General features: G+C 38.8%; 19 protein-coding genes and 1 riboswitch. Of the genes, 7 read left to right on the top strand and 12 right to left on the bottom strand.

The features are described from left to right. Window positions 1-66: 66 nt before the first annotated feature. The 3 genes from AB6M99_RS02855 to AB6M99_RS02845 form a co-directional block, all read right to left on the bottom strand. On the bottom strand, window positions 67-762 hold the full coding sequence (locus tag AB6M99_RS02855; protein ID WP_121834932.1) for a Bax inhibitor-1/YccA family protein: 696 nt from the start codon (window positions 760-762) through the stop codon (window positions 67-69). Window positions 763-869: 107 nt separating this feature from the next. After that, window positions 870-1,373, bottom strand: a complete 504-nt coding sequence (locus AB6M99_RS02850; RefSeq protein ID WP_121834931.1) for an HD domain-containing protein — start codon at window positions 1,371-1,373, stop codon at window positions 870-872. Window positions 1,374-1,410: 37 nt separating this feature from the next. Next, complete coding sequence (locus AB6M99_RS02845; protein WP_121834930.1) at window positions 1,411-2,151, bottom strand: RNA methyltransferase; 741 nt, start codon at window positions 2,149-2,151, stop codon at window positions 1,411-1,413. A gap of 77 nt (window positions 2,152-2,228) precedes the next feature. Between AB6M99_RS02845 and AB6M99_RS02840 the strand changes: the two genes are divergently transcribed. Then, a complete protein-coding gene (locus AB6M99_RS02840) occupies window positions 2,229-3,122 on the top strand; it encodes a glycoside hydrolase family 25 protein (RefSeq protein ID WP_121834976.1) in 894 nt (297 codons plus the stop codon). Between the two features lie 220 nt (window positions 3,123-3,342). Here AB6M99_RS02840 and glmS read toward each other — a convergent pair whose 3' ends face one another. Beyond that, window positions 3,343-5,157 carry a glutamine--fructose-6-phosphate transaminase (isomerizing) gene (gene glmS, locus AB6M99_RS02835; protein WP_121834929.1) on the bottom strand — a complete coding sequence of 605 codons (1,815 nt, stop codon included), beginning with the start codon at window positions 5,155-5,157 and terminating at the stop codon, window positions 3,343-3,345. A gap of 310 nt (window positions 5,158-5,467) precedes the next feature. Beyond that, a riboswitch (TPP riboswitch) is annotated at window positions 5,468-5,565 on the top strand. Window positions 5,566-5,603: 38 nt separating this feature from the next. Here glmS and thiT point away from each other — a divergent pair. From thiT to AB6M99_RS02805, 6 genes are all read left to right on the top strand, one after another. After that, window positions 5,604-6,161 carry an energy-coupled thiamine transporter ThiT gene (thiT, locus tag AB6M99_RS02830; RefSeq protein ID WP_121834928.1) on the top strand — a complete coding sequence of 186 codons (558 nt, stop codon included), beginning with the start codon at window positions 5,604-5,606 and terminating at the stop codon, window positions 6,159-6,161. A gap of 78 nt (window positions 6,162-6,239) precedes the next feature. After that, window positions 6,240-6,719 carry an aminoacyl-tRNA deacylase gene (locus tag AB6M99_RS02825; RefSeq protein ID WP_121834927.1) on the top strand — a complete coding sequence of 160 codons (480 nt, stop codon included), beginning with the start codon at window positions 6,240-6,242 and terminating at the stop codon, window positions 6,717-6,719. Next, the gene (locus AB6M99_RS02820; protein ID WP_121834926.1) at window positions 6,716-7,081 is read left to right on the top strand and encodes a YccF domain-containing protein; all 366 of its coding nucleotides are present in this window, start codon (window positions 6,716-6,718) and stop codon (window positions 7,079-7,081) included. The genes AB6M99_RS02825 and AB6M99_RS02820 overlap by 4 nt, the downstream gene beginning before the upstream one ends. Window positions 7,082-7,101: 20 nt before the next feature. Beyond that, the gene (locus AB6M99_RS02815; protein ID WP_369351073.1) at window positions 7,102-7,740 is read left to right on the top strand and encodes a histidine phosphatase family protein; all 639 of its coding nucleotides are present in this window, start codon (window positions 7,102-7,104) and stop codon (window positions 7,738-7,740) included. A gap of 1,022 nt (window positions 7,741-8,762) precedes the next feature. Beyond that, window positions 8,763-9,683 (top strand): metal ABC transporter solute-binding protein, Zn/Mn family, encoded by a 921-nt coding sequence (locus tag AB6M99_RS02810; RefSeq protein WP_369351072.1) that lies wholly within the window; start codon window positions 8,763-8,765, stop codon window positions 9,681-9,683. A gap of 11 nt (window positions 9,684-9,694) precedes the next feature. Further along, window positions 9,695-12,172, top strand: a complete 2,478-nt coding sequence (locus tag AB6M99_RS02805; protein ID WP_369351071.1) for a pneumococcal-type histidine triad protein — start codon at window positions 9,695-9,697, stop codon at window positions 12,170-12,172. 64 nt (window positions 12,173-12,236) lie between these two features. On the opposite strand, the gene AB6M99_RS02800 is transcribed toward AB6M99_RS02805, so the two are convergent. From AB6M99_RS02800 to rapZ, 8 genes are all read right to left on the bottom strand, one after another. Beyond that, window positions 12,237-13,085, bottom strand: a complete 849-nt coding sequence (locus tag AB6M99_RS02800; RefSeq protein ID WP_121834922.1) for an amino acid ABC transporter substrate-binding protein — start codon at window positions 13,083-13,085, stop codon at window positions 12,237-12,239. Between the two features lie 103 nt (window positions 13,086-13,188). Next, on the bottom strand, window positions 13,189-13,818 hold the full coding sequence (locus AB6M99_RS02795) for an amino acid ABC transporter ATP-binding protein (protein WP_369351193.1): 630 nt from the start codon (window positions 13,816-13,818) through the stop codon (window positions 13,189-13,191). Window positions 13,819-13,828: 10 nt separating this feature from the next. Further along, window positions 13,829-14,470: an amino acid ABC transporter permease gene (locus tag AB6M99_RS02790; protein ID WP_121834920.1), complete on the bottom strand. Its 642-nt coding sequence runs from the start codon at window positions 14,468-14,470 to the stop codon at window positions 13,829-13,831. A gap of 373 nt (window positions 14,471-14,843) precedes the next feature. Further along, entirely contained in the window at window positions 14,844-15,173 is a 330-nt protein-coding gene (locus AB6M99_RS02785) for a zinc ribbon domain-containing protein YjdM (protein ID WP_121834919.1), read from the bottom strand. A 253-nt stretch (window positions 15,174-15,426) separates the two neighbouring features. Continuing rightward, window positions 15,427-16,959, bottom strand: coding sequence for a zinc ABC transporter substrate-binding protein AdcA (locus AB6M99_RS02780; protein ID WP_245962691.1), 1,533 nt, complete (start codon window positions 16,957-16,959; stop codon window positions 15,427-15,429). A 1,313-nt stretch (window positions 16,960-18,272) separates the two neighbouring features. Then, window positions 18,273-19,184 carry a DNA-binding protein WhiA gene (gene whiA / locus AB6M99_RS02775; protein ID WP_369351070.1) on the bottom strand — a complete coding sequence of 304 codons (912 nt, stop codon included), beginning with the start codon at window positions 19,182-19,184 and terminating at the stop codon, window positions 18,273-18,275. Continuing rightward, the gene (locus AB6M99_RS02770; RefSeq protein WP_121834915.1) at window positions 19,181-20,158 is read right to left on the bottom strand and encodes a YvcK family protein; all 978 of its coding nucleotides are present in this window, start codon (window positions 20,156-20,158) and stop codon (window positions 19,181-19,183) included. Before AB6M99_RS02770 ends, whiA begins: the two co-directional genes overlap by 4 nt. After that, window positions 20,155-21,042 carry an RNase adapter RapZ gene (gene rapZ / locus AB6M99_RS02765; protein ID WP_121834914.1) on the bottom strand — a complete coding sequence of 296 codons (888 nt, stop codon included), beginning with the start codon at window positions 21,040-21,042 and terminating at the stop codon, window positions 20,155-20,157. Before rapZ ends, AB6M99_RS02770 begins: the two co-directional genes overlap by 4 nt. Between the last annotated feature and the right edge of the window lie 66 nt (window positions 21,043-21,108).

Genomic DNA, 21,108 nt, shown 5'->3' with positions numbered 1-21,108 from the left:
ATACTTTTAAACAGTAAAAAAGAACCTACTTTTTTAGTAGGTCCCAAGGTTATTATCCTTCTCAGATTAATCATTTCGTGAGAAAATGCGGAGCAAGCTAAGAAAAAGATTGATAAAGTCAAGGTAGAGACTAAGCGCCATCGAAATTGCCCAGCCATCTCCCACACGACCACCAGTTTGCTGATAAACGTGCTTAATCATCTGATTATCGTAGGCAATCAAACCAGAAAAAATCAATACTGACAAGATACTAATGATATAACTCATCGTACCTGAGCCGATAAACACATTGACTAAACTTGCAATCAGTACACCAATCAAAGCAGCAATTAAAGCTTTTGCCATTCCCGATAAGTCTTTCTTAACTGTTGCCCCGATGATAGCCATAACACCAAAAACAAGAGCAGCCGATACAAAGGCTTGAAAAACAGTCGTTTGGGCATACATCAGTAGGACAAAGCTAAGCGTAAAACCATTAAGGGCAGAATAAGTCAAAAAGAGTGGCAAAGCCATGGGACTATTTTTACGTGCCGCACCAGAAGCAACAAAGACCAAACCTAATTCTGCAAAAATCGCCAAATAGTAAATCATCGGTGCATTAGCCAAAATGCCAATCAGATTATTTGGAAATAGGTAGAGCATAACAAACGAAACAAAAGCAGAAAGCCCAATTCCCATACCCACAAGACCATAAATCTTAGCAAAAAAGCGATTCAAACCTGCATCAGTTTGTGTGTAAATCACATTATTATCAAATTCCATTATATAACCTCTTCATTCTATCATTGAACACACCAATATAGGCGGTGCGCCCTAGATTGCCCCATCAATTTCTCAACTGGGCAATCCTCTATTACTAAATCAATTTCCTAATGATTGTGACTGCCAAGTTCTTTCCTTTTAAAGAATGACCGCCTTTTCCAAGCGTGTCTCAGAGGAGTTGCCGCCTCCTTAATAGCCCAGTATTTATCAACCATTGTTACAATGTAACCTTCTTTATAGCGAGGCGGAGCAATCGTTGCGCCCCACATGTGCTTAAGGATAATGTCCTCTTCCTTACGATTTAAGTCAATTAACTTTCTTGCATTACGCACAGCGATACGTGGATGCGTCCAAGCATGACCTTTTTTAAATTTGGTATCGCGCCAATCGTAATAAAACATATCATGTAATAACCCACCACGCGCTGTTGATTTTGCATCCCAGCCTAGCTTTCTTGCAATCTTAAAACTAGTATAAGCAACATTTATCGAATGCTCATAGCGTGTCGAATGATGATGCTGCACAATATTATCTAACTTTTTAAATCGTGGATGATTGATCAAATGCCCCACATGTGCCATAAACTCAGGGTCTTTTGTGTAGTGCTTCATAACGAACCACCTCCTAAAGCTATTATACCATCTTTACTTAAATCAAACTAAAAATAAGTATACCTGCTGCCACTGCAACATTTAAACTTTCCGCTTGACCAGGCATGGTTATATGAACCAGCTTATCAGCCTCCTCCAGCATATTTTCTGAAATCCCATTTCCCTCATTTCCCATGACCAAGGCAAAGCTGTCAAAAGTCGGAAGCTGACGGTAATCAATAGAATCCTTTGACAAAGTTGTTGCTAAAATAGGCACAGCCGACGCTTTTAATAAAGCAATCGTATCACTTGTACGATTACGCCAAATTGGCAAGTGAAAATGTGAGCCCTGCATCGAACGCAAGGTTTTTTGATTATAAATATCTGCTGTCTTGTCAGACAAAAAGACCCCATCAAAACCAGCTGCATCAGCCGTTCTGATTATCGTACCTACATTGCCAGGATCCTGAACATCTTCTAAAAAGAGATAACGCCCTGATAGCGTATCAGGCAAGCTTTTTTCACTAAAAGCAACTTCTGCTACAATTCCTTGAGGGCTAGGAGAGTCAGACAGGTCTTTCAAAATTTCTGGCGTGACCACAATGACATTTGAAAAATCAGCTAGTCGCTCTGCCATATCCTCTAACACAAAAATCTGTAAGATTTCTGCACCTGACTGAAGTGCTTCCTCTACCAAATGCCAGCCCTCAATCAGATATGAAGATTTACGATATTTCTTTTGTAAAAGTTTTTTTGCCGCCTTAATGGTCGGATTTGTTCGTGATGTTATTTTTTGCATAAGACTATTATAGCAAATTTTAAAAAATCAGTTAGGAAACTTTGATTTTTCTCATAAATTCAAGTATAATGCAAGTAATGAGAAAACGAATTAAACCTATACTGGTCTTGATGTTTATCGGTCTCTTTCTTTTTACATTGGTTTCTGTCAAAGCGCGACATGACTATAATCAAAAACAATTAGCAGCGGCTAATAAAAAACGAGCGCAAGCGGAAGCAAAGGCAGCCCAAGAAGCTGCAGCTAAAAAAGTAGAGAAAGAGCAGAAAAAAGATGAAGAACCATTGATCCTTAATCCGATTATTGATGTTTCAGGCTGGCAGTTACCAAGTGATATCGACTACGATACCCTTTCTGCTAATATTTCTGGTGCCATTGTTCGTGTCTTCGGAGGCTCACAAATTACAGCCGACAATAATGCTGCTCACACTACTGGAATTGATAAGTCTTTCAAGACACACATTACAGAATTTCAAAAACGTGATGTGCCCGTTGCTGTTTACAGCTATGCTCTTGGACGCAGCGTCGCTGAAATGAAGGAAGAAGCTCGTATTTTCTATGAAAATGCCTCTCCTTACGACCCTACGTTTTACTGGATTGATGTCGAAGAAGCAACCATGAAAAATATGAATGCGGGTGTTGAAGCCTTTCGTAAGGAACTTAAGCGACTAGGTGCCGAAAACGTTGGTATCTACATTGGCACATTCTTCATGGCAGAACAAAGTATTTCCGTTGATAAATTTGATGCCATTTGGATTCCAACTTACGGCGATAATTCCGGTTACTACAATGCAGCTCCACAAACAGACTTAGTTTACGACCTTCACCAATACACATCAAATGGTTGGGTCAGCGGAGCAGCAGCGTTACTAGACCTCAATCAGATTTCACCAGTTGCTACCAATCAAAGAGCTGTCTATGAAAAACTCTTCGGTCCGATAAAAGAAGACGAAGAAAAAGCAAAAACCGAGTAATCACAAATAAGTTTTAGAACTTCCCTATCAGTCCTAAATAATATTTATTAGCCTCTTTCATAAAAGGTCTCCAAGCTAGTCAGTTTGGAGACCTTTTTATACCAATTTCTACTGGAAGAACTATTATAGGCGAATAGTAGCTCCTAGAAGCTTGCACTATTACGTCAGCACACAAGCCAAACGTAAAAAGAGGTCCAGGAATCCCGAACCTCTAAATTTATTATTCAACCGTTACAGATTTGGCAAGGTTGCGTGGTTTATCCACATCAAGCCCACGTTGAAGGGTTGCATAGTAAGCAACTAATTGAGTTGGCACAACCATAGCAATTGCTGACAAGAATGGGTGAACGGTTAAGACTTTGATATCATCTTCATCACGAGCCATCGCTTCATCAACAATTGTTAAGACACTAGCACCACGTGCTGCTACTTCTTGGATATTACCACGAGTATGGGCAGCAAGAGTTTCATTATTTGAGATAAGCGCAATGACTGGCACGCCATCTTCAATCAAGGAAATAGTACCGTGTTTCAATTCACCAGCAGCAAATCCCTCACATTGGATATAAGAAATTTCCTTCAATTTCAATGATGCTTCCATGGCAACATAGTAATCAGTTCCACGTCCAATATAGAAAGCATTGCGTGATGTTGCCAAAAGATCTGCCACTTTCGCTTCAATAACGTCTTTTTCAGAAAGGCTCGCTTCAATAGACTGAGCAACGATTGACAGTTCATGAACCAAATCAAAGTTAGCTGCTTTGCTATTGCCATTAGCGTCACCGACAGCTTTTGCTAGAACGGCAAGAGTCGCAATCTGAGCTGTGTAGGCTTTTGTTGAAGCTACCGCAATTTCGGGACCAGCATGAAGCAACATGGTGTAGTTGGCTTCACGAGACAGGGTTGATCCTGGAACATTTGTTACTGTCAAACTTGGAATGCCCATCGCATTAGCACGGACAAGTACCTGACGGCTGTCAGCAGTCTCACCAGATTGGCTGATAAAGATGAAGAGAGGTTTTTGACTTAGTAATGGTTGATTGTAACCCCACTCTGAGGCAATACCAAGTTCAACAGGTGTATCTGTCAATTGCTCAAGGAAATCTTTTGAGGCAAAACCGGCATGGTAAGAGGTTCCTGCTGCGATGATATAGATACGATCAGCTTCTTGAACCGCCTTAATAATATCAGCATCAACAGTGATTTGACCCGCATCATCTGTATAGGCTGAAATCAATTTACGCATCACTGTTGGTTGCTCATCAATTTCTTTCAACATGTAATAAGGGTAAGTCCCTTTACCAATATCAGAAAGGTCTAATTCAGCTGTGTAGCTACCACGTTCAATCGCATTTCCAGCATAATCTTGTACTTGAACACTATCAGCTTTTACAATAACCAATTCTTTATCATGAATTTCCATGTATTCTGATGTTTCACGAATCATGGCCATAGCGTCTGAGCAGACCATATTATAGCCGTCACCTAGACCAATAAGGAGTGGTGATTTATTTTTAGCGACATAGATGGTATCAGCATCTTCAGCGTCCATGAGCGCAAAAGCATAAGACCCTTCAATAATTGATAAAGCTTTACGGAAAGCATCAAGAACAGATAGGCCATCTTCTTCGGCAAATTTACCAATAAGGTGAACCGCAATTTCAGTATCTGTTTGCCCTTTAAGATTGTGACCAGCTAGATAATCCGCTTTAATCTCAGCAAAGTTTTCAATAACCCCATTGTGAACAAGGGTAAAACGAGAAGTCTCTGATTGATGAGGGTGCGCATTGATTTCACTTGGTTTTCCGTGAGTTGCCCAACGGGTATGCCCAATCCCAGCAGTCCCTGCAATATCAATGCCTAATTTTGCTCGTAAGTCTGCAATACGACCAACAGATTTGACCAAGCTAGTCTTTTGACCATTGGCAACATAGATACCTGCCGAATCATAACCACGATATTCTAATTTTTCAAGACCTTGCATCAAGATGTCTGTAGCATTTTTATTTCCTACAACACCAACAATTCCACACATAATGATTTCCTCTTTTTTAAAATTGGTATAGTCTAATTTATTTCTTTAAAATACGACTATTACAGTATAAGTTAATAGATATCTTTTGTCAAATATAAAATTGGTATAGTCATTTCACCTTAAATCTACAAAGGAAATCCCACGGGATAACCAAATCTTAGTGAAGACCAAGATGAAAAATATAGCAAAACTTACTTTTGAGACTACTCTGACATGATAAGATACTTTTAAAATAGTTGATATAATCACACAATCACTTTACTTGCTTTTGAAATGGTTTTCAGTTACAATACGAATATCAAAAATAGTTTTACACACAAGGGAGTGCCTTTGGCTGAGATCGCATCTGCGAAATCCTCATTACCTGATCTCGTTAGGACGAGCGTAGGGATTGTGACAGACATCTAAAAAGAATGCTTCTTTGTGTACAGACAAAGGAGTTTTTTATGTCCCAAAAAGTTACCCCTCTCGTTGAAGCTGCGATTTTTGCTGCTCTTGCCATGGTTCTGTCCCTTATTCCAGATTTTGCGGAGTGGTTTACACCATCTTTCGGCGCTATACCCCTCGTTCTGTTCTCCCTGCGCAGAGGAACCAAGTACGGTATTCTTGCTGGATTGATATGGGGATTACTACATTTTCCTCTAGGTAAAGTTTATTACCTCAATCTTTCTCAAGTAGGCATCGAATACATTCTTGCCTTTGCTTGTATGGGGTTAGCTGGTTTCATGACAAGTCCATTGCAAAAGTCTCTTAAGACAATTAAAAAGACTGCAACCCTTACTTTTGCCTTATTAGGTGCTACCTTGGCAACTCTTGTACGCTATATCTGCCACTACATCGCTGGCGTTATTTTTTGGGGTTCCTATGCTCCTGAAGGGGTTTCTGCCGAGTGGTATTCCTTTACGGTAAATGGCACAGCTGGCACTTTGACACTTGGTGTCGTTGCCATTGTCATTATCATTTTACTAAAAACACAGCCAAAATTTTTCCAACCAAGCCGATAAGTTTCTGACAAAACATACATAAAATGGTATAATAGATTTATTATACTGTTTTTTTATTTAGCAAGGAGACATGAAAACATGGCTAAGAAAAGCAAGATTAAAAAAACATTGGTTGACCAAATCTTGGACAAGGCAGGCATTGCTCACGATAGCCTTAGCTTCAATGGTCTAGAGGGACAAACACCTGATGACATTGACCGTTCTACCATTTTCAAAACTCTGGCATTAATAGGTGATAAAACTGGTCCTCTCATTGGAATTTTACCAATCACAGAACACTTATCTGAGAAAAAATTGGCTAAGGTTTCTGGTAACAAGAAAGTCTCTATGATCCCTCAAAAGGACTTACAAAAGACCACTGGTTATGTTCACGGGGCAAATAATCCTGTCGGTATTCGCCAAAAGCACCAATTTCCTATCTATATTGACCAAATCGCTCTAGAGATGGGGCAAATGATTGTGTCTGCTGGTGAAATTGGGCGGTCTATTCGTATTGAAAGCCAAGTTCTAGCTGATTTTGTTAGTGCACAGTTTGATGATATTAAGGAGGACAGATGAGAACTCTAGGAAACGTCATTTGGTTCCTTGCTGCTGGACTTTGGTCTTGGATAGCCTGGACTGTCATTGGTTTGGTCCTATGCCTATCTGTCATAGGTATACCTTTTGGAATGCAATGTTTTAAAATTGCCCGTTTTGGACTTTTTCCATTTGGAAAAGAAGTTATTCCCTCAACTCGTACGACAAGTTTGCTTTTTAACTTAATTTGGATCATACTCTGTGGCTGGGAACTCTTTCTTCTTCATATTGGTACCGCTGTTTTCCTTTGTTGTACCATTATCGGTATCCCATTTGCCATTCAATCCCTTAAACTTGCCATGCTGGGGCTCTTTCCCTTTGGTATTAGTATTGAAAAACATTAGAATTGGAGCTAACTATTACAATGAAACTTTATTTTGTTCGTCATGGAAAAACAGAATGGAACTTGGAAGGACGTTTCCAAGGTGCAAACGCCGATTCTCCTCTCTTGCCTGAGGCTTTAGAGGACATTGCAGAGCTCGGTGAACATTTATCAGATATCAACTTTGATAAGGTTTTTTCAAGTGATCAAAAACGTGCTGTTGATACTGCACAGCTACTGATTGACAAACATGACAATAACGACCTCACTCTTGAGACAACTGAAAGCCTACGTGAGTGGAATTTAGGCATTCTCGAAAATAAAAAAATCAGCAACATGGAAGCCATCTATCCAAAACAAATGTATGCATTCCGCCACAATTTAGCGCAATTCAATGCTACACAATTTAGAGCTGAATCAGTCTTTCAAGTTACTCACCGCATCGCTGATTTTGTAAAAAGTTTACAAGATAGCAATGTTGAAAATGTTCTTATCATTGGACACGGTGCTAGTCTAACAGCTTCTATCCGCCATCTTCTCGGCTATCCATCCGCTCAACTTCGTCGTGCTGGTGGACTATCAAACGCTAGCCTAACCATTTTAGAAACCCAAGATTTCAAACAATTCGATCTTGTCACTTGGAACGATAAAGAATACCTAGAAAAGAAAAAAGCTATTTAAGCATAAAAATAATATATACCTCTCTATTTAAGGAAGTTGGGAAATGATCCCAGCTTCTTTTTTTATCTGATACCTGCTTTAAAGTTAGTAATTTTATACTTGTCAAAAATCAAAAATTACTTTTTTACTTCTTTCTTAAAAGGTGCGGACGCTCAAAAGGTTTGGGGAACAGGACAAACGTATGAAACAGTTATTTCCGAATTATAGTACAGTTTAAAGTAGATACTCTCAATACTTTTCCTATAGCAAAACAGCTCAATAATAAAACGTATTTTTGAAAAAGCCGAAAATTGAAATACAAAAAGCTTTGTTTTCTTGCTAAAAATCTTTCATTCGTTTGTCGTGGTTTGGGGAACCTTTTGAGGCGGAAAAGAGGTTGGGACATAAATATCTCAACCTTCTATTTTTAATGGTAATAACAGATTGACGCAGTGGTTGATTGGAGGTCTGCAACTGGACACTTCTTCATTTTCAAGTGTCCACCTAAAATAGTCCACTGGACTATTTTACTACCACGCAATCGTTAGCGGCCATCCTAATCAACTGTGCGGAGGTGGGACGACGAAGTCAATTTCTTCGAAATCATGACTTCTGTCCCACTCTCAAACCTCCTTTGGAGTTTCATTGCTACTTTTTGAGCCTAGGTCTCAAAAAGTCCGTTATAATCAAGAGTTTACTCTTGATTATAATACCACCATGGCGAAAGAAGCGCTTGGAAATTGATACCTTTATTGGTCCTTGAGTTTGCTCAATATGCTAATTTTGATTTTGGTTGAGTATTAGGATTTTTAGTAATCTCCAAAAACAATGGACATGGAAAAGATATACTACTTATTCCACCACAGTCACCTCCGTATCAGTGAGTCCTGAGTCTCTGAATCGTTTCAGCACTAGAAACTGTAGTAGAAGCTTGAATCTGCCTTCTAAATTAGCGGTTTCAAAAAAAAATATTGACAAACTATTTTTTTAGAGATATAATTAACCAGTTGTTAACTGGTTAATTATATTGCAAAGGAGATTTTATGAAAAAATATTGTCACATTATTGCTTTACTACTATTACTTCCCACTCTCTACGCCTGCCATAATCATTCCAAAACAGCTAAACCAAAGGAAGGTCTGTCTATTGTGACAAGTTTTTACCCCATCTACGCCATTACTAAAGCTGTTTCAGGAGACCTTAACGATGTCAGAATGATTCAGTCTAGTGCCGGCATTCACTCTTTTGAACCATCTGTTAACGATGTAGCTGCTATATATGATGCTGATTTATTCATTTATCATTCACACACACTTGAATCTTGGGCAGGAGATTTAGACCCCAATTTACAAAACTCTGATGTTGCTGTTTTTGAAGCCTCACAAACTCTAACACTAGACAGAGTACAAGGTTTGGAAGATATTCCCGTCTCAGAAGGAATAGACCCTGCAACCTTATATGACCCTCATACTTGGACCGATCCTTATTTAGCTAGCGAAGAGGCGCTTATGATTGCCAAGGAACTTGGACGGATAGATCCTAAAAATGCTTCTTACTATACAAACAATGCTAAACATTTTCAAAAAGAAGCCGAGCAATTGGGAAATGAATATCAAGAAAAATTTAAGAAAGTTACTTCTAAGACCTTTGTTACACAACATACTGCTTTTCATTATTTAGCCAAACGTTTTGGCTTAAATCAACTTGGAATCTCAGGTATTTCTCCTGAACAAGAACCGTCTCCAAGACAGTTAACAGAAATTCAGGATTTCATTCAAACTTATGGTATTAAAACAATTTTCACAGAAGACAATGTTAATCCTAAAATCGCTCAAGTGATTGCTGACGCAACAGGAGCAAAGGTCAAAAAACTAAGTCCACTAGAATCTGTTCCCAATAACAATAAAACTTATTTAGAAAATCTTCGTCTTAACTTAGAAATTCTTTACCAATATTTACAATAAGGAGAACTCTCATGAAAAAGAAAACCATTTATTTTAGCTCTGCTGCTGCCCTTTTACTGGCAAGTCATATCGCAATTTATTATGTTGGAACACATCAAGCTCAGCAAACAAACCGAGAGAATGAAGTAGCCTATATTGATCAACGGCAATCAACCTCACCCGTGTCAAAAAACAAAACCATGGAACAAATCAATGCTGAAGAAGGGATTTCAGCTGAACAAATTGTCATCAAAATCACTGACCAGGGCTATGTCACATCACATGGCGATCACTTCCACTTCTACAATGGAAAAGTCCCGTACGATGCGATTATCAGTGAAGAACTGCTAATGACCGACCCTAATTACCACTTTAATGAAGCAGATGTGGTCAACGAGATTCAAGATGGTTATATTATTAAAGTCAACGGAAATTATTACGTTTACTTAAAACCTAATAGCAAGAAAAAAAATATCCGAAGCAAAGAAGAGATTGCTGAACAAGTGGCTTTGGGCACAAAAGAGGCCAAAGAAAGAGGAAAATCTCATCATCTCACACAACCGGAAAAAATGGCTATCAGCAAAGCCAAACAAGAAGGGCGTTATACGACTGATGATGGTTACGTTTTTAACCCAACCGATATCATTGATGATTTCGGTGATGCCTATTTAGTACCTCATGGCAATCATTTCCACTATATTCCTAAAAAAGATTTATCTCCTCGTGAATTGGCAGAAGCACAGCAGTATTGGAACCAAAAGAATGGAAAAAGTAATGTTTCAAAAAATACTTCTGTACTGGCACCTAGCTACTATACGCCATCAGGTACAGGGCAAACAGGCCCTATACCACCATCTTCTATAATCAAACCGTTATTAAGCTACAATAAGGACTTTAACAATAAATCGTTTGATGAGCTTTTATCTCAATTACACCAGTTAGATAAAAAGTATCGTCATGTCGAGGAAGACGGCCTAATTTTTGAACCGACTCAAGTCACAGGTGTTAATCATTTTGGTTATATTATTCCACATGGCGATCATTTTCATATTATCCCACGAAACCAATTATCCGAACTTGAAGTTATTCTAGCAGATAGATTCTTATCTGGTCAACGCCAGGGTACAGCTCTTATTCCTGAAAAAATTATTCCTAATAAATCACCTTCAACTGATAAAAGTCATCAATTTCTTGGTCATACTATTGTTGCCTATGGAAAAGGCTTGGATGGCAAACCTTATGATACTAGCGATCATTATATTTTCAGTAAAGAATCCATTGTATCCGTTGATAAATCAGGTGTTACAGCCAAACACGAAGAGCATTACCACTACATTGGTTTTGGGGAATTGGAACAATCTGAACTTGACCAAGTGACTGAATGGCTTTCATCCCAAAACCAACTTAATCAGCTAAAAGCGATTTTTGATAATACTCAAGCTGGTGATACTCCAGTATTTGAGGCTAAAAAAGTTAGTAAGAAGCATATAAGCAATGGGAAAGTGGGCTATATCATCACTCGCGACGGTAAAGATTACTTCTACAGTCGCGATGAACTTGATCTTACACAAATTGCCTTTGCTGAACAAGAACTCATGTTACAAGATAGTAGCCATTATCAATATGACATCGCACAGTCAGATATTGCTCCTAAACTCGCTGTAGCCGTTTCTAGCCTCCCAATGCACGCTGGCAACGCAACTTATGACACTGGCAATTCCTTTGTCATCCCTCACATTGATCATATCCACGTTGTTCCCTATTCTTGGTTAACACCTGACCAAATCGCTACCATAAAATACGTCATGCTTCACCCTGAAGTTCGCCCAGATATATGGTCAAATCCTGGACATGAAGAGAGTCCAACAGTTATTGCCAATGTAACGCCTAAAGAGCAACGCGATAGCCTACAAAATTGGCAAATTACGTATTCAACAGAAGAACTGCAAGCTGCCAAACAAGCCGGTCGTTACACTGAACCGGATGGCTATATTTTCCACCCATCAGATATTTTAGCTAAAGGAACCTTTGTCTGGCGTAATAATTCATTTAGTATCCCAAGAGCTAACGGAAAATCCCTACGCACTATTCGTAAAGAAGATCTTTCTGATGCTGAATGGCAAGAGTCACAAGAACTTTTGAAGCAGAAACAAGAAAAATCAACTTCTCAAACCGAAAGTTCAACTAAGCCAAAAGAAACTACTACAGAAACTGTTTCTGCTCTTGTAGCTCCTAAAACAACTGAACCAGTTTCTTCAACCGAAGAAGCACCACAAGTGACTACACCCTCAGAAACCTCAGAGGAACCCACTCCAAGCGATCCTTTCTTCGAAGGGTTACCTGATTATGGTTTGGACCAAGAAACACTAGAAGAACATATTAATAAAATTGCTCAAATAGCTAATCGGGATCGAAAATTCCTTATTTTCCTTCCAGAAGGCGTTCAATTCTATGATGATAATGGGAAATTAGTCTTATATGATATCAAAACATTAGAAAAAATAAACTAAAATAAAAAACCTCCGCAAAAGTATTTTTTGAACTTTCGGAGGTTTTTTTACTACTATTTGGCTACTATTTACCTTTAACAGATTCAGTAGCTGTATCTTCACCAAACCATTTTTCTGAAATGTCTTGGTATTTTCCTTCTTTGTAGAGCTCTGTAAAGGCTACATTGATTTTTTCAACCAAAGTTTTATCTTCCTTGCGAGCACCTACACCAAAGTCACCGACTTCTAAGCCTGATGAGAAGACTTTATAGTTATCCAACTCATTAGCTTGTTTTAAATAATAGTTAGCATATACATTATCAACCAATAAGGCATCAATACGACCATTTTCTAAATCGAGAAAAGCTTGGGTAAAGGTGTCATAAAGCACGGCATCATTATCTTTAACGATATCCTGCAATACTTCTGGTTTATTAACAAATTCGTCATAACCAGATGATCCAGCCTGAACACCAAGAACTTTCTCCTTCATATCAGGTGTTTTTGTAATCCCAGAATCGTTTTTGGTTACTAAAACTTGCTCACTTAGCATGTAAGGATTTGTAAAGAGAACTTTCTTTGCACGCTCTTCAGACATCGTATATCCATTCCAAATGAGGTCAATATTGCCACTATTGAGTTCATTTTCCTTCATTTCCCAGCTGATTGGCTGCCAGTTAACTTTAATGTCGTATTTTTCAAAAACAGCATTGGCAAGATCAATGTCGAAACCTGTGTTTTCACCTTTATCATCTTCAAAGCCCATTGGCACAAAGGTATTGTCAAACCCAATGGTAATTGATTTATCAGCAACATAAGTGTCCCACTTGTCACCTTCAGAAGCTGTTTTTGTGCTATTTGAGCTACATGCAGCCAATAGCAAAGCTGCTGATGCTGCTGCTACAAAACTTGTCATTAGTTTATTCAATTTCATAATATGATACCCCAAAATCTAAGTTTCTATACAGAAGTCTTAAATCTTGTCCTTTCTAACTCTAGTATCTTCTAACATTCCTTGTAAAGCGACTATTATCGCACTACTTTGGATTAACTCTTAAAATGTGATCCGAAATCGTCTCTGCAAAAGCTAGGTCATGCGTCACAACAATTTGTGTCATACCAGCTTCACGATTTTGTAAGATTAATTTTTCCACTTCTTGTCGAAGCTCTGGGTCAAGAGCTGATGTCGGTTCATCATAGCCAATAATCTGCGGATCGATCATCATGGCACGAGCCAGCGCCACACGCTGTTTTTGACCACCAGATAAAGAATGTGGGTAGGCTTTGGCATGGTCTTTTAGCTCTAAGCGTCCCAATAAATCATAAGCTTTTTGCTCTGCTTTTTCCCTAGAAACACCCATTGTCTTAATAGGAGACAGCGTCAAATTTTCTAAAACACTAAGATGTGGGAAAAGCTGAAAATCTTGAAAGACAAAGCCCAATAAATTCAAGGTCTCAAGGTGATCAATAGCAACAGATTGCCCGTTGTAAATAATCTCTCCTGAATCAATGCTCTCAAGACCAGCTAGCATGCGAAGAAGCGTTGTTTTCCCACCGCCTGATGGACCCACGAGTGAGAGAACTTTACCATCTTCTATGGTAAGGTTAAACTGATAAAATATTTTTTTACTTCCAAAACTTTTTGAAATATTTTTTAGTTCAAGCATCATTAACCTCCTATTTGTAATAGCCAAAATATTTTTCAGCCTGTTTAGACAAGAGGGTCGCAAGCCCAACCATAATCAGGTAAATAGCCCCCGCGTAAAACATAGGCATGAGACTTGCTTCACGGTTAGTTGCTGTTTGACTGACACGAAAAAGCTCTGTAATGCCGACAACATGGACTAAAGAAGTATCCTTGACCAAGGTAATCACTTCATTGAAAACACTCGGTAAAACAATCTTAGTCACTTGAGGCAGTATGATATAACGAATGGTCTGGAAAGGTTTTAATTTCAAGACCTTAGCTGCCTCATACTGACCTTTTGGAATAGAAGCTATACCACCACGGAATATTTCCGCAAAATAGGCAGCATAGTTAACCGTAAACGCCAAAATTGCAGAAGGAATTCTATCTAGTTTAATCCCGATATTAGGAAGGACAAAAAAGAAGAAAATCAACTGTAACAAGAGCGGGGTTCCACGCATTATCCAGATGTATAGATGGAGGAACCACTCCAAAGGTTTAAACTTAACTTGCATTAAAAATGCGACAATGATTCCTAAAGGAATCGACAACACTAAGACGACAGCAAAAATTTGTAAGGTAACTTGTGCACCTTCCCAAAGTCTTGGTAAGAGCGTCAAAAAATCGGACATGGTTTCCTCCTTCTATGTATTATGATTTCCAATCTCAATAATCAAGGTCAAAATACCATCATACGTCCACCATTAACCTGTTAAACGCATTAAGGAACTTCTCCTATCAATTAAAAATGGACCAAGAAAATAAAAATCAGTAACATTTCCATATACTATTAATAAATATTAAAAAAATGTTGATTTACTGATCATTTGTAAAATGACTGTTTTATACTTTTATTTTAGTATAAATACAATGCTTTTATTCTATTTTCTTCACTATTTCTATTAACCACTCATAAAAATAGTATGTGTATGATTATAACAAATTTTATAAATTATTGAAACAAATTTAACAAAAAAACTTGGATTCCTCCAAGTTCTAATCTGATTAAAGTTTTTTAACAAATTCAGATTTTAATTTCATCGCACCGAAACCATCAATCTTACAATCAATATTGTGATCTCCCTCAACAAGTCGAATCCCTTTAACACGAGTACCTTGTTTGATATCTTTAGGAGCTCCTTTTACTTTTAGGTCTTTGATTACTGTTACAGTGTCACCATCAGCTAATCGTGTGCCATTGCTATCCAAGACAACCAAGCCATCTTCTTCGACTTCATTTGGATCCCACTCATAGGCACATTCTGGACATACTAGAAGTACTCCATCTTCATAGACATATTCAGAGTTACATTTTGGACAATTTGGTAAATTCATCATTATTCCCTTTCTTTTATAGCATTTTAATTTATGTTTAGTAACATCCCCACCTGATGTGGTTACACGTCACTACGTCATCGCTCATCATTTTGAAATAAACGCTTTAGCGATAATCCTTATAAACTAAAAGACAATTGCTATTTCATTGTACCTTAAAATAGCAAAGCTGACAAGTCAAGGAAAAAGCACATCACCATTTCTAGTCATGTGCTTTTAAAAAATCTAAGTTTTGAGGGAATGAAACTGTTTTTTAGTGAGCTACGATTTCTTGTGCCACATCGTGACCAGTCATACCTGCTGGATAGTATGTTGGCCAGTTTTCAAGCTCGTTCAACAAGTCTTCTTGACTGCTTCCACCAAAGTAAATATGGAAGTGGCCTGCTTCAGTTGGTGCAATACTATGGTCACTGAATTGAACATATTTGAAGTTTCCTGCATTGGCATCATCAGTTTCAAAGAGGAAGCGAACGCCTCGATTTCCTTTTTTGTAGTTCAACACTTTGTAACCAACGTATTTGTAAGTGAAAGTTTGGCTCTTGCCGTTTTGAGTGAACGTCATTGTCTTTTTATCACCGTCAATGGTAATCGCTTCAACATCTGTCTTATAACCGATTGTATAGTAATCCTTATACTCCTTAGCGCTCATTTGACCTTGAGATTTTTTAGCCTTATAATCCCAAATTTCATCAAAAGTACCATCAACTAAGTAAGGGTAAACAGATTGCCATTCACCTGACCAGTCTGTTAAGAGACGATCTTTGATAGCAGAATCTTCAAAATAACCTGCGTAAACTGTTTTTTCTGGCGCTACTTCTGGTTGGATGGTAGCTCCTTCTTTTTCTGTGGTCAATTGCAAAGCTTCTAAGTTAGCTTCCATAACTGAGAAGTAATCTTCACCAGCTTCCATTTGCTTCTTAGTTAAACTTTCCAATGGATTTAAAACAGCTGTTTTAACACCCGCTTCTTTTGCTAGTGTTTCAGAAACGACCGCAGACGCATTTTCTTCAAAGTAAATGTAATTAATACCTTGAGCTTTGACATAAGATGTTAATTCAGCCAATCGTTGCGCTGTTGGTTCACTTTCAGCAGAGACACCTGTAATCGAAATTTGATTCAATCCATAATCTAGAGCCAAGTAGTTGAAAGCTGCGTGTTGTGTTACAAATGATTTTTGTTTAGCTGTTGATAAAACATCACTATATTTAGCATCAAGTGCTTTTAATTTTTCAATATAAGCGTCAGCATTTTTTTCAAAAATCTTAGCTTTGTCAGGATAAGCTGCGCTCAACTCTTTGCTAATGTTTTCAACTAAACGAAGGGCACGGTAAGGAGACACCCAAACATGAGGGTCAAACGCATGGTGATGCCCTTCCTCGCCGTGACCATGGTCATGATCGTGGTCATCACTACCAGCTAGAAGAAGCATGTCTCCTGTCATTTTAATCACTTTTACCTTATCGGTATCAATAGCCTTAGCTAAATTTGGTGCCCAAGTCTCCATGTTGTCATCTGCGTAGACAAACACATCTGACTCTTGGATGGTTGTTAAATTTTTAGTTGACGGTTCAAAACCATGAACTTCTGTTCCTGCTTTGATGAGCAAGTCTACCTCTCCCTCATCACCTAAAACGGCTTTGGTGAACTCATAGACAGGATAGAAAGTCGCTACTGCCTGGATTTTATCTGAAGATTTTTCAGATTTATTTTGTAAGGTAAAAAAAGCTGTCGCAGCAACGATAAGCGCTACCAGACCAACTAAAAGTCCCATTTTTTTGGTATTCATGTTATCTCCTTTTCTTAACCAGTTTAATGTTTACTGGTTAAGTATATCAGAATATATTTTTTTTGCAAGAGTTTTAGCTTATTTTTTTATTTATTATTTCGAAAAGTAAAAAAGGAAAAGTAAAAAAGAGGTTAGATGACCTCTTTTCAGTTTGAAGAAAAAGTCTTTTTTGATACTTTCCTTTGTATCTTTTATCGCTTTCTAATTTCTAAGCTCAAACTTAAAACTGTCCACTGGACAGTTTTAAAGTCAATTAGTTTTTATTTAGTATTTTTGTTAGCACTTCTCCTAATGTGGTGTGGGGCGCTCAAAAGGCCTTTTGAGGTGGGGAATAAGGCGAACGAAGTTCGTCTCAATCGTTAAGGTCTGGGAGACCTTTTGAGGTGGGAAATGAAGCTGACGAAGTTAGTGTCAGAACCTCCCCTCCTACAGAGTTCCATTCCTTCTTGGCAAAGCTAGGTTTCCTTCGCTCCCAGGTTTCTAAGCTCAGGCTGAAACTGTCCACTGGACAATTTCACCCCTACGAGGCTGGGACATAAATATCTCAACCTTCTATTCTTAATGGTATTAACAGATTGACGCAGTGGTTGATTGGAAGTCCTAAACCCTTGCTACGCAATCGTTAGCGACCATCCTAATCAACTGTGCGGAGGTGGGACGACAAAATCGAAATCGTCATTTTTTGACGATTTAACGATTTTTGTCCCACTCTCTATCACCACTGCGGAAAGTGCTAGTTGTGGCGACTTCGTCGCTCGTAATGATTGCAGAAAATACCAACAATAAGATATTATTAAAAAACCATATGTTGACGGGGAATTCATTGTGACTGAGACAGTCTATCTTAAACGAATTTACTATTTTAAAGCTAAAACACGATAACAGACACAAACAGACTTCCTACGGGTATTTGACACAGGCTGTAGCCTGCTTTATTTCCAACCTCAAATAGTCCACTGGACTATTTGAGGTTGACTAATGTTTGAGCCTAATTCAAGATACAAAGCCGTTAAGCAATGCAAAGAATTTTAGGGAGCTTGACGACGATACGATAAGCATTTAGAAAAGTGAGTCTAAATTAATAGCATTGTAGGCGTGTTCAATTAGTCTCAAATATTCCGAGTGTCAGAAATATTGAATTTTATCCATTTCTGAAACTTTCATCACGGCGGAAGTATCTTTTATTTGCTCGCTATCGCTCGTAAAAATAGGAAGCTGATTTAAAATCCGCTAAACCTCTGCGCCTATTCATTATGGATAAATAGATTTACCTTCAATATGAAATCTATTTCTTAATAGTCTCTCTATCTCAGTTAGATTTCTTCTGCTATTTTGTTGATTTTTCTTAGGCGGTGGTTAACACCACTTTTTGTGAGTGGGGGCTCTAAGCTATCGGCTAATTGTTGGATAGTAAAATCGGGATTATTCACGCGGAGTGTTGCGATTTCCTGAAGTTCAACTGGTAAACTCTCTAGTCCTATCGTCCCCATAATTTTAACAATGTTATTGATGGTTTTGACACTGGCATTGACTGTTCTAGCAATATTGGCTGTTTCGGCGTTATTCGCACGATTGATGTCGTTACGTGCTTCTCGCATCACCTTGACTTCTTCAAAGACCTGCTTGGCTGTCATGGCACCGATGACTATCAAGAAATCCATAATGTCCTCTGCCTTTTGCAAATAGGTCACTGCACCGCTTTTCCGCTCAATCACCTTGGCATCTAGCATGAATTTTTGCATGAGAGCGGCTAAATCCTCTGCGTGATCAAGGTAAACAGAGGCGATTTCTAATTGGTATTTTCCTGATTCGGGATTTCGGATGGAACCTGTCGCTAAAAAAGCTCCTCGCAAATAGCTGCGCCCCGCTTCATCATCTTCCAAAACAGAACTTTCAATCCCAGTTTCAAAACCAAAAACAGAATCGGCTAGTTGTAAATCAGAGAGCATGTCATTGACATTTTCTGTAACCACAACGGTGTAAACACGATTTTTACGCAAATTAGCTTTTTGATGATGTCGAATCTCTGGCGTAACAGAATAAAGATTTTCCAAAAGGTTGTAAATATGTCGCGCCATTTTGGCATTTTCTGTGATAATTGAGAACGTTAAGCCTTGACCTGTTAATCCCAAACTCCCAGACATTTTAATGAGGGCAGATAGTTCATTTTTGTCTAGAAGGGCTTGGCTAAGCAGCTCTTCTTTTGTTTTTGTGGTAAAACTCATTCTTTCACCCCTCTTAATAAGGTAAGGAGTTCCTCAACCACTAAGTCGCCATCGTGGAAAGCTCCGCCATTTTCCAAACGTAAAAAGTTTGAAGAAATCACGCGTTTCGAGAGTTCTGAAAGTCCTTTAAAATCGTGCTCAACCTGAACCAAATACTCGTCAAAATGGTTGCGATTCATGTAACTTTGGGGGACAGGCTCAATATTGACGAGAACCGTATCAATAACATCTGTCCCTAGGTGACGATTTAGTACTGCCACATGATCCGCATCCGTAAAATGCTCTGTTTCACCGTACTGGGTCATGATGTTGCAGACATAGACCACCTGAGCCTTGGTCGCAAGAAGTGCTTCACGAATTTCTGGAATCACCAAATTTGGCAAAATAGAGGTAAAGAGCGACCCTGGTCCAAGGACAATCATATTGCTCTCCATAATCGTCTCAACCACCTTGCGGCTAGCTGTCGGCTCCTCATCGTTATAGGTATTGGTGACAAAAACATGGTCAATCATGCCTTGATAATCTGCTATATGGCTTTCACCAACAACTTCGTGACCATCTTGAAAAACAGCGTGGAGAGTCAAAGCTTGCTCGCTAGAGGGGTAAATTTTCCCTGTGGTATGGAAAAATTTGGTTAAAATCTGCATGGCATTGTAGGTAGAACCTTGCATTTCTGAAATACCAGCGATGATTAGATTTCCCAACGGGTGCCCTGATAAGGGACCATCAGAGTCTTTAAATCGATATTGGAAAATCTGCTCATAGAACTTTGGCATATCAGACATAGCAACCAAAACATTTCTCAAATCACCTGGAGGAGTCAACTGCATGGCTGTGCGCAACTCTCCTGAAGAACCACCATCATCTGCAACCGTCACAATCGCTCTCAGATCCACCTCTTCACGGCGGAGACTATTTAAGATAACAGGAATTCCTGTCCCACCGCCAATAACAGTTATAATGGGTTTTCTCATGAGCGGTTCACCGTTTCCTTACGGCGGTCTTTGTCACGGTGACTTTCATTGACAACCCAATCTTTCTGTAAGTCTTGCGCTAGACGGTGGGCAAAAGCAGTGCTTCTATGCTGACCACCTGTACAGCCTACTGCAATCGTGAGAACTGATTTTCCTTCTTTTTGATAGCCTGGCAAAATAGAAGTCATCAAATGAAGCCATTTCTCGTAGAAGCCATTACTCTCATCAAAGCTCATCACGTAGTCATAAACTGCTTTGTCTAGCCCAGTCTTTTCACGAAGTTCTGGAACATAGTGAGGGTTTGGTAAAAAACGCACATCAAAAACCAAGTCTGCATCCAGTGGCAATCCGTATTTAAATCCAAAAGAGACGACTTCAATACGAAAACCAACTTGACTGTCCTGCGAAGAGAACTGTTCTGATATAGTTTGACGCAGTTGACGAGGCGTTAATTCACTGGTATCAACCACATTTTGACTCATGCTCTTAAGAGGAGACAAGAGTTCACGTTCTAACTTGATACCGTCCAACACGCGCCCATCTGCTGCTAAAGGATGGCTACGGCGTGTTTCCTTGTAGCGTGACACCAGCTCACCATCAGTGGCATCCAAAAATAAAATCTTGAAGTCAAGATCTTCCGCATTTTCCAAATTATCCAAAATACCACTGATTTCTAAAAAGAAGGAACGGCTACGCATATCAATCACTAGCGCAACCTTATCATTATCCTCAGTGTGCATGACTAATTCCAAAAATTTTGGAAGAAGTGCCGGTGGCATATTATCAATGGTAAAATATCCTAAATCTTCAAAAGACTGGATAGCGACTGTTTTTCCTGCACCGCTCATACCAGTCACAATTACAAGGTTAATTTTTTTTGTCATTCTAAATTCTCCTAAGCGTTAACGTCACAAGAAATGTATCGCATCATTCTCATACCCAACGCTCTT

The organism is Streptococcus hillyeri (assembly GCF_041081565.1).
GTDB classification, from domain to species: Bacteria; Bacillota; Bacilli; order Lactobacillales; family Streptococcaceae; genus Streptococcus; species Streptococcus hillyeri.
The sequence above is the reverse complement of the archived record's forward strand: the minus strand, read 5'-3'. Positions and strand labels throughout refer to the sequence as shown.

Bases quoted from the DNA above. Each gene is read 5' to 3' on its own strand.
- thiT (WP_121834928.1), top strand. From the start codon at position 5,604: ATGTCCCAAAAAGTTACCCCTCTCGTTGAAGCTGCGATTTTTGCTGCT.
- AB6M99_RS02770 (WP_121834915.1), bottom strand. From the start codon at position 20,158: ATGAGAAAACCCATTATAACTGTTATTGGCGGTGGGACAGGAATTCCT.
- AB6M99_RS02800 (WP_121834922.1), bottom strand. From the start codon at position 13,085: ATGAAATTGAATAAACTAATGACAAGTTTTGTAGCAGCAGCATCAGCA.
- AB6M99_RS02845 (WP_121834930.1), bottom strand. From the start codon at position 2,151: ATGCAAAAAATAACATCACGAACAAATCCGACCATTAAGGCGGCAAAA.
- AB6M99_RS02850 (WP_121834931.1), bottom strand. From the start codon at position 1,373: ATGAAGCACTACACAAAAGACCCTGAGTTTATGGCACATGTGGGGCAT.
- AB6M99_RS02815 (WP_369351073.1), top strand. From the start codon at position 7,102: ATGAAACTTTATTTTGTTCGTCATGGAAAAACAGAATGGAACTTGGAA.
- whiA (WP_369351070.1), bottom strand. From the start codon at position 19,184: ATGAGTTTTACCACAAAAACAAAAGAAGAGCTGCTTAGCCAAGCCCTT.
- AB6M99_RS02790 (WP_121834920.1), bottom strand. From the start codon at position 14,470: ATGTCCGATTTTTTGACGCTCTTACCAAGACTTTGGGAAGGTGCACAA.
- AB6M99_RS02795 (WP_369351193.1), bottom strand. From the start codon at position 13,818: ATGCTTGAACTAAAAAATATTTCAAAAAGTTTTGGAAGTAAAAAAATA.
- AB6M99_RS02805 (WP_369351071.1), top strand. From the start codon at position 9,695: ATGAAAAAGAAAACCATTTATTTTAGCTCTGCTGCTGCCCTTTTACTG.
- AB6M99_RS02825 (WP_121834927.1), top strand. From the start codon at position 6,240: ATGGCTAAGAAAAGCAAGATTAAAAAAACATTGGTTGACCAAATCTTG.
- rapZ (WP_121834914.1), bottom strand. From the start codon at position 21,042: ATGACAAAAAAAATTAACCTTGTAATTGTGACTGGTATGAGCGGTGCA.
- AB6M99_RS02785 (WP_121834919.1), bottom strand. From the start codon at position 15,173: ATGAATTTACCAAATTGTCCAAAATGTAACTCTGAATATGTCTATGAA.
- glmS (WP_121834929.1), bottom strand. From the start codon at position 5,157: ATGTGTGGAATTGTTGGTGTTGTAGGAAATAAAAATGCTACAGACATC.
- AB6M99_RS02820 (WP_121834926.1), top strand. From the start codon at position 6,716: ATGAGAACTCTAGGAAACGTCATTTGGTTCCTTGCTGCTGGACTTTGG.
- AB6M99_RS02810 (WP_369351072.1), top strand. From the start codon at position 8,763: ATGAAAAAATATTGTCACATTATTGCTTTACTACTATTACTTCCCACT.
- AB6M99_RS02780 (WP_245962691.1), bottom strand. From the start codon at position 16,959: ATGAATACCAAAAAAATGGGACTTTTAGTTGGTCTGGTAGCGCTTATC.
- AB6M99_RS02840 (WP_121834976.1), top strand. From the start codon at position 2,229: ATGAGAAAACGAATTAAACCTATACTGGTCTTGATGTTTATCGGTCTC.
- AB6M99_RS02855 (WP_121834932.1), bottom strand. From the start codon at position 762: ATGGAATTTGATAATAATGTGATTTACACACAAACTGATGCAGGTTTG.